6 protein-coding genes are annotated in these 6,566 nt (G+C 73.3%); 1 reads left to right on the top strand and 5 read right to left on the bottom strand.

Features of this window, described 5'->3' with window-relative positions; genetic code table 11:
• Nucleotides 1-46: 46 nt before the first annotated feature.
• From GCU69_RS30920 to GCU69_RS30905, 4 genes are all read right to left on the bottom strand, one after another.
• Nucleotides 47-496, bottom strand: a complete 450-nt coding sequence (locus GCU69_RS30920) for a Fur family transcriptional regulator (protein WP_156207857.1) — start codon at nucleotides 494-496, stop codon at nucleotides 47-49.
• 75 nt (nucleotides 497-571) lie between these two features.
• Nucleotides 572-1,465 (bottom strand): metal ABC transporter permease, encoded by an 894-nt coding sequence (locus GCU69_RS30915; protein WP_156207856.1) that lies wholly within the window; start codon nucleotides 1,463-1,465, stop codon nucleotides 572-574.
• Nucleotides 1,465-2,235 carry a metal ABC transporter ATP-binding protein gene (locus GCU69_RS30910; protein WP_235978816.1) on the bottom strand — a complete coding sequence of 257 codons (771 nt, stop codon included), beginning with the start codon at nucleotides 2,233-2,235 and terminating at the stop codon, nucleotides 1,465-1,467. Before GCU69_RS30910 ends, GCU69_RS30915 begins: the two co-directional genes overlap by 1 nt.
• Before the next feature lie 74 nt (nucleotides 2,236-2,309).
• Nucleotides 2,310-3,464, bottom strand: a complete 1,155-nt coding sequence (locus GCU69_RS30905; RefSeq protein ID WP_170315982.1) for a metal ABC transporter substrate-binding protein — start codon at nucleotides 3,462-3,464, stop codon at nucleotides 2,310-2,312.
• Nucleotides 3,465-3,651: 187 nt separating this feature from the next.
• On the opposite strand from GCU69_RS30905, the gene GCU69_RS30900 reads away from it, so the two are divergent.
• On the top strand, nucleotides 3,652-5,034 hold the full coding sequence (locus GCU69_RS30900; protein ID WP_098751814.1) for a glycine--tRNA ligase: 1,383 nt from the start codon (nucleotides 3,652-3,654) through the stop codon (nucleotides 5,032-5,034).
• A 92-nt stretch (nucleotides 5,035-5,126) separates the two neighbouring features.
• Here GCU69_RS30900 and GCU69_RS30895 read toward each other — a convergent pair whose 3' ends face one another.
• Complete coding sequence (locus GCU69_RS30895; RefSeq protein ID WP_235978817.1) at nucleotides 5,127-6,500, bottom strand: MFS transporter; 1,374 nt, start codon at nucleotides 6,498-6,500, stop codon at nucleotides 5,127-5,129.
• Nucleotides 6,501-6,566: the final 66 nt, after the last annotated feature.

The following is a 6,566-nucleotide window of genomic DNA, read 5'->3' as shown; positions in this document are numbered from 1 at the left end:
GCTGCCGGGGCCCGCGCGGAGGTGTGCCCGTTGCCGGGCCGGGCCGTCAGCCGCCGGCCGGAGCGCCGGCCGCCCGCGCGCAGTCGCCGCAGGTGCCGAAGATCTCGATGGTGTGGGCGACGTCGACGAAACCGTGCTCGTCGGCGATCTGGTCGGCCCACTTCTCGACGGCGGGACCCTCCACCTCGACGGCCTTGCCGCAGCCGCGGCAGACCAGGTGGTGGTGGTGGTCGTCGGTGCTGCACCGGCGGTAGACCGCCTCGCCCTCGTCCGTGCGGAGCACGTCGACCTCACCGGCGTCGGCGAGGGACTGGAGCGTGCGGTAGACCGTGGTCAGGCCGACCGAGTCACCGCGGTGCTTGAGCATGTCGTGCAGTTCCTGCGCGCTGCGGAACTCCTCGACGTCGTTCAGGGCCGCCGCCACTGCCGCGCGCTGCCGGGTGGACCGGCCGCGCACCGGGGCCGCGGCCGTCCCGTTGCTCCCAGCGGTAGCCACTGTTGCCTCCTCATCGTCGCCCCGCCTCACGTACGACTGGCCATTGTGCCAGTCCGCGCGTCCGGCGCGGGCGGTTCACACGGTCAGGCCGTCGCTCGCGCGCCGGCCGGCCGGCACCTTCGGGCCGCCCGGGTCCGTCTCGGCCGCCGCTCTCCGGGCGCGTGACCGGGCCAGGGGCGCGGCGGCGGCCGCGAGGACGAGGAAGACGGCGATGGCGAGCAGCACGATCGCGGCGCCGGACGGGGCGTCGACGTAGTACGTGGTCACGGTGCCGGCCAGGCACACGGTGACGCCGATGCCGACGGCGAGCGCCAGCGTGGCGGCGAACCCGCGGGTGACCCGCTGGGCGGCGGCGACCGGGATGACCATCATCGCGCTGACGAGCAGCAGGCCGACGATCCGCATGGCGACGGTGACGGTGACGGCGGCGGTGACCGCGAGCAGCAGGTTCAGCAGTCGTACGGGCAGCCCGGCGACACGGGCGAACTCCTCGTCCTGGCAGACCGCGAACAGCTGGCGGCGCAGCCCCAGGGTCACGGAGACCACGAAGGCGGCCAGCAGGCAGACGGCCACGACGTCCCCGTCGGCGACGGTGGTGATGGAGCCGAAGAGATAGCTGGAGAGATTGGCCGTCGAGCCGCCCTCGGCCAGGTTGATGATCATGACGCCGCCGGCCATGCCGCCGTAGAACAACAGGGCCAGGGCGACGTCGCCGCTGGTCCTGCCGCGCGAGCGGATCAGCTCCATGCCGACCGCGCCCAGCACGGCGACGACGGTGGCCGTCCAGATCGGCCCGGTCTGGAGCAGGAAGCCGAGGGCGACACCGGTCATCGCGACGTGCCCGATGCCGTCGCCCATGATCGCCTGGCGGCGCTGGACCAGGTAGATGCCGATCGCGGGCGCCGTGATGCCGACGAGGGCGGCGGCGATCAGGGCCCGCTGCATGAAGGGGAAGGTCAGGAGTTCCATCAGGTCAGCAGCCCGGTCCGGATCGTCGTGTCGGGGGTGGTGTCGTGCGGGTGGCAGCCGTCGTTGGAGCCGTGGCCGTCTCCGCCGTCCTGGCCGGGCGGCGGGCCGTCGTACACGACGAGGCCGTCGCGGAGGACGACGGTCCGGTCGATCAGCGGCTCCAGCGGGCCCAGTTCGTGCAGCACCAGCAGTACGGAGACGCCGTCCGCGACCTGCTCGCGCAGCGTGTCGGCGAGGACGCGCTGGTGGCCGGTGTCCACGCCCGCCATCGGCTCGTCCATGATCAGCAGTTCCGGCTCGGCGGCCAGCGCCCGGGAGATGAGCACCCGCTGCTGCTGGCCCCCGGACAGCGCCTCGACCGAGTCCCGGGCGCGGCCCGCCAGCCCGGTCAGCTCCAGGGCGCGGTCGACGGCGGCCCGGTCGGCCTTGCGGGCGCGGCCCAGTCCGGTGCGCGACAGCCGCCCCGAGGCGACGACCTCGCGCACGGTCGCGGGCACCCCGCCGGTGGCGCCGGAGCGCTGCGGCACGTAGCCGACGCGGGACCAGTCGCGGAACCGGCGCAGCGGGGTGCCGAACAGCTCCAGGGAGCCGCCGGTCAGCGGTACCTGGCCGACCACGGCCCGCACGGTGGTGGACTTGCCCGAGCCGTTGGCGCCGAGCAGCGCGACGACCTCGCCGCGGCCGACGGTCAGGCCGACCCCGCGCAGCACGGCACGGGCGCCGAGCGAGGCGGTCGCCTCGCGCAGGGAAACAACGGGCTCTGCGGCCATGGGCTGCCTTCCGGGGCGGTGGGGGAGCGGGGCGCCGGCGGACGGACGCGGCGGCCGGGGGGTGGTGCCGGGGGTCATGCCGCGCCGAGGGCCTCGCGCAGGGCCGACAGATTGGCCCGCATGACCTCGAGGTAGTTCTTCCCGGCCGACTTCTCGGTGATGCCCTCCAGGGGATCGAGCACATCGGTCTTCAGACCGGTGTCGGCGGCCAGGGTCTTGGCGGTGGCGTCGCTGACGAGCGTCTCGAAGAAGACGGTCGAGACCTTCTCCTGCTCCGCGATCTCGTGCAGTTCCTTGATCCGCGCGGGGCTGGGGTCCGCCTCGGGGCTGACGCCGTTGACGGCTTCCTGGCGCAGGCCGTAGCGCTCGGCGAGGTGCCCGAAGGCGGCGTGCGTGGTGATGAACGTGTCGGTGCTGCGGTCCCGCAGGCCCTTCTCGAAGTCCTGGTCCAGCTTCTTCAGCTGTCCCACCAGGGTTTCGGTGTTCTTCGCGTAGTCGGCGGCGTGGTCGGGGTCGGCCTTCTCGAGGGCCTTGCCGAATCCCTCGGCGATCTCGGCGTACGCGACGGGGTCGAGCCAGAGGTGCGGGTCGCCGCCCTCGTGGTGGTGGCCGTCGTCGGCGGCGCGCCCGTGCTCGTCGGGGGAGGCGCTGTGCTCCTCGGAGTGCTCCGCGGAGTGTTCTTCGGCGTGCCCGTGCTCCTCGGCGTGGCCCTGCTCCTCGGCGTGGCCGTGCTCGCCGGAGTGCTCCTCGGCGTGCTCGTGCTCGTGGTTCTCGCCGGCCCCGTGGCTCTCCGCGCCGGTGAGGGTCGCGGCGTCGACGGCGGTGCCCACGCCGGACTGCTCGACGGCCTCGTCGACGGCGGGCTGGAGGCCCTTCAGATAGAAGGCCACGTCGGCCTCGCCGAGCGCCCCGGTCTGCTGCGGGGTGATCTCCAGGTCGTGCGGCTCGACGCCGGGCTCGGTGAGCGCGGTGACGGAGACGTGCTCGCCGCCTATCCTCTCGGCCAGGAACTCCATCGGGTAGAAGGAGGCCACCACGTCCACCTTGCCGTCACCGGCGCCCGAGGCGCCGGTGGAGCAGGCCGCGAGCGGCGCGATGAGCGCCGCGGTCCCGGCAGCCGCGGCCGCAGCGCGTATGCGCCCGGACCGGTGTGGCCGGTCCGGGCGGGATATCCGGGAGGGGGAGCGGCGGTCTGCGGAGCGGCTGCGGCGTACGTTCATGACAGTCATTTTCAACTAAACTGGAAACGGTTGTCAACAAAGCCCGGACCTGCCCCCATCGCGGGTACCAATTGGTCCGCGGGTACCGGCCGCCGGTAGCCTGAGGCAATTCGCCCGCCCGTCTCCCGACCGCCACCCCGCACGGAGGCGCCGCGCGCCGCCCCTGTCCGTTTCGTCGTCGTATGAAGAGAGCACCGTGGCCGCCGACAAGATCGACACCATCGTCAGCCTGAGCAAGCGCCGTGGCTTCGTCTACCCGTGCAGTGAGATCTACGGCGGTCAGCGCGCCGCCTGGGACTACGGGCCGCTCGGTGTGGAGCTCAAGGAGAACATCAAGCGCCAGTGGTGGCGCTCCATGGTCACCTCGCGCGACGACGTGGTCGGTCTCGACTCGTCGGTGATCCTCGCCCGCGAGGTCTGGGAGGCCTCCGGCCACGTCGCCACCTTCACCGACCCGCTGACCGAGTGCACCTCCTGCCACAAGCGGTTCCGCGCGGACCACCTGGAGGAGGCGTACGAGGCCAAGCACGGCCGGCCCCCGGAGAACGGCCTCGCCGACCTGAACTGCCCGCACTGCGGCAACAAGGGCGGCTTCACCGAGCCCAAGCAGTTCTCCGGCCTGCTCGCCACGCACCTCGGCCCGACCCAGGACTCCGGCTCCGTCGCCTACCTGCGGCCCGAGACCGCTCAGGGCATCTTCACCAACTTCGCCGCCGTCCAGCAGACCTCGCGGAAGAAGCCGCCGTTCGGCATCGCGCAGATCGGCAAGTCCTTCCGGAACGAGATCACCCCCGGCAACTTCATCTTCCGCACCCGCGAGTTCGAGCAGATGGAGATGGAGTTCTTCGTCAAGCCCGGCGAGGACGAGACCTGGCACGAGTACTGGATGGAGCAGCGCTGGAACTGGTACCGGGACCTCGGTATCCAGGAGGAGAACATCCGCTGGTACGACCACCCGCAGGAGAAGCTCTCCCACTACTCCAAGCGCACCGCCGACATCGAGTACCGCTTCAACTTCGGCGGCAGTGAGTTCTCCGAGCTCGAAGGCGTCGCCAACCGCACCGACTTCGACCTCTCCGCGCACTCCAAGGCCTCCGGCCAGGACCTGTCGTACTTCGACCAGGAGGCCGGCGAGCGCTGGACGCCGTACGTCATCGAGCCGGCGGCCGGGCTCAACCGCGCCATGCTGGCCTTCATGCTCGACGCCTACCTCGAGGACGAGGCGCCCAACGCCAAGGGCAAACTGGAGAAGCGGACCGTCATGCGGCTCGACCCGCGGCTCGCGCCGGTCAAGGCCGCCGTGCTGCCGCTGTCCCGCAACCCGGAGCTGTCGCCGAAGGCCAAGGGCCTCGCCGCCGACCTGCGCAAGCACTGGAACATCGAGTTCGACGACGCGGGCGCCATCGGCCGCCGCTACCGCCGCCAGGACGAGATCGGCACCCCGTTCTGCGTGACCGTCGACTTCGACACCCTCGACGACAACGCCGTGACCGTGCGCGAGCGCGACACCATGAAGCAGGAGCGCGTGTCGCTGGACCAGATCCAGTCCTACCTGGGCGGCCGGCTGATCGGCTGCTGACCCGCCCCGGGCCCGCCCCGGACGACCGACCGCCGCTGCCCGGTGCCCGCTTCGCGCGGGGCACCGGGCAGCGGCGGTTCCGCCCGCGCCGGTCAGCCCACGGTCCGCGGCAACCGCAGGCTCAGCAGACAGGTGCCCGCCACCAGCGTCAGCTGTACGGAGAGCGTGACCGCCAGCGCGTCCCGCATCCCCAGCGGCCCCGCCAGCGAGAGGAAGAGGGAGCCGAGCGTCGCCACCCCCAGGGTGAGGGCGGCCTGCTGGGTGGTGATCAGCACGCCGCTGCCCACCCCGGCCCGCTCCGGCGGCACGTCGCCCAGCACGATGCGGAACAGCACCGGCAGTTGCAGCCCCTGCCCGAACCCGATCACCATCGTGCCGGGCAGCAGCGCCGTGAAGCCGATGTGCGGCCAGTCCCGCACCACGGTCGTCAGCAGCAGCGCCAGGCCCGCCCCCTGGGTCAGGGCGCCCGCGGTCACGACCCGGCTGCCGTACCGGCCGACCAGCCGCGGCCCGGCCAGCGAGGCGGCGAAGAACGTCAGCGCCGCCGGGGCCAGCGCCGCCCCCGCCTCGACCGGGCCGTACCGCAGGCCCTGCTGGAACGCCACGGCCAGCACGAACATGAACCCGCCGAAGCCGATCGAGAGCGGCAGCACCAGCCCCAGGCCGCGGCGCAGTCCGGGCAGCGCGAACAGGCTCGGCGGCAGCAGCGGTTCCCGGCCCCGCCGCTCGGCCCGCCGCTCGACCGCGAGGAACGCGGCCGCCGCGAGCGGGGCGGCCGCCAGCACCGGCCAGGTCCACAGCGGCCACCCGGCGGCCCGCCCCTCGGTGAGCGGCACCAGCAGGGCGACCAGGGCCAGCGCCAGCAGCAGCGTCCCCGGTACGTCGACGGGGGCGGGCCGCTCGGCCCGGGACTCGGGGACGGTGCGGACGGCGAGCACCAGGCCGACGAGCACCACCGGGACGTTGACCAGGAACACCGACCGCCAGCCGGTGCCCGCCACATCCGCCGCCACCAGCACCCCGCCGAGCAACTGCCCGACGATCATCGCCAGTCCGCCCGTCGCCCCGTACAGCCCGAGCGCCCGTGCCCGGCGCCTGCCGGCGGTGCCCGCGTGGATCGTCGCCAGCACCTGCGGCAGCATCAGCGCGGCGGCGGCGCCCTGCACGATCCGGGCGGCCACCAGGGTCCGGGCGTCCGGCGCCAGTCCGCAGGCCAGCGAGGCCAGGCCGAAGGCAACCGTCCCGGTGAGGAACAGCCGGCGCCGCCCGTACGTGTCACCGAGCCGGCCGCCGAGCACCAGAAGCACGGCGTAGGCGACCCCGTAGCCCGCCACCACCAGCTCCAGCAGCGCGGGGCCCGCGTGCAGGTCGCGGTCGACGGCGGGCAGGGCGATGTTGACGATGAAGAAGTCGATCAGCGGCAGGGCGGCACCGAGCAGCACGGTGACCAGCCCGGCGGCGGACAGCGCCGGGCCGCCGCCGTGACCGCTGCTGTCGCCGCCGCTGCTGTCGCTGGCGCTGCTGCTGCCGGG

Source organism: Streptomyces lycii, from assembly GCF_009735685.1.
Classification (GTDB): domain Bacteria; phylum Actinomycetota; class Actinomycetes; order Streptomycetales; family Streptomycetaceae; genus Streptomyces; species Streptomyces lycii.
The sequence above is the reverse complement of the archived record's forward strand: the minus strand, read 5'-3'. Positions and strand labels throughout refer to the sequence as shown.

Coding starts and splice junctions, on each gene's coding strand:
- GCU69_RS30915 (WP_156207856.1), bottom strand. CDS start 1,465: ATGGAACTCCTGACCTTCCCCTTCATGCAGCGGGCCCTGATCGCCGCC.
- GCU69_RS30910 (WP_235978816.1), bottom strand. CDS start 2,235: ATGGCCGCAGAGCCCGTTGTTTCCCTGCGCGAGGCGACCGCCTCGCTC.
- GCU69_RS30905 (WP_170315982.1), bottom strand. CDS start 3,464: ATGACTGTCATGAACGTACGCCGCAGCCGCTCCGCAGACCGCCGCTCC.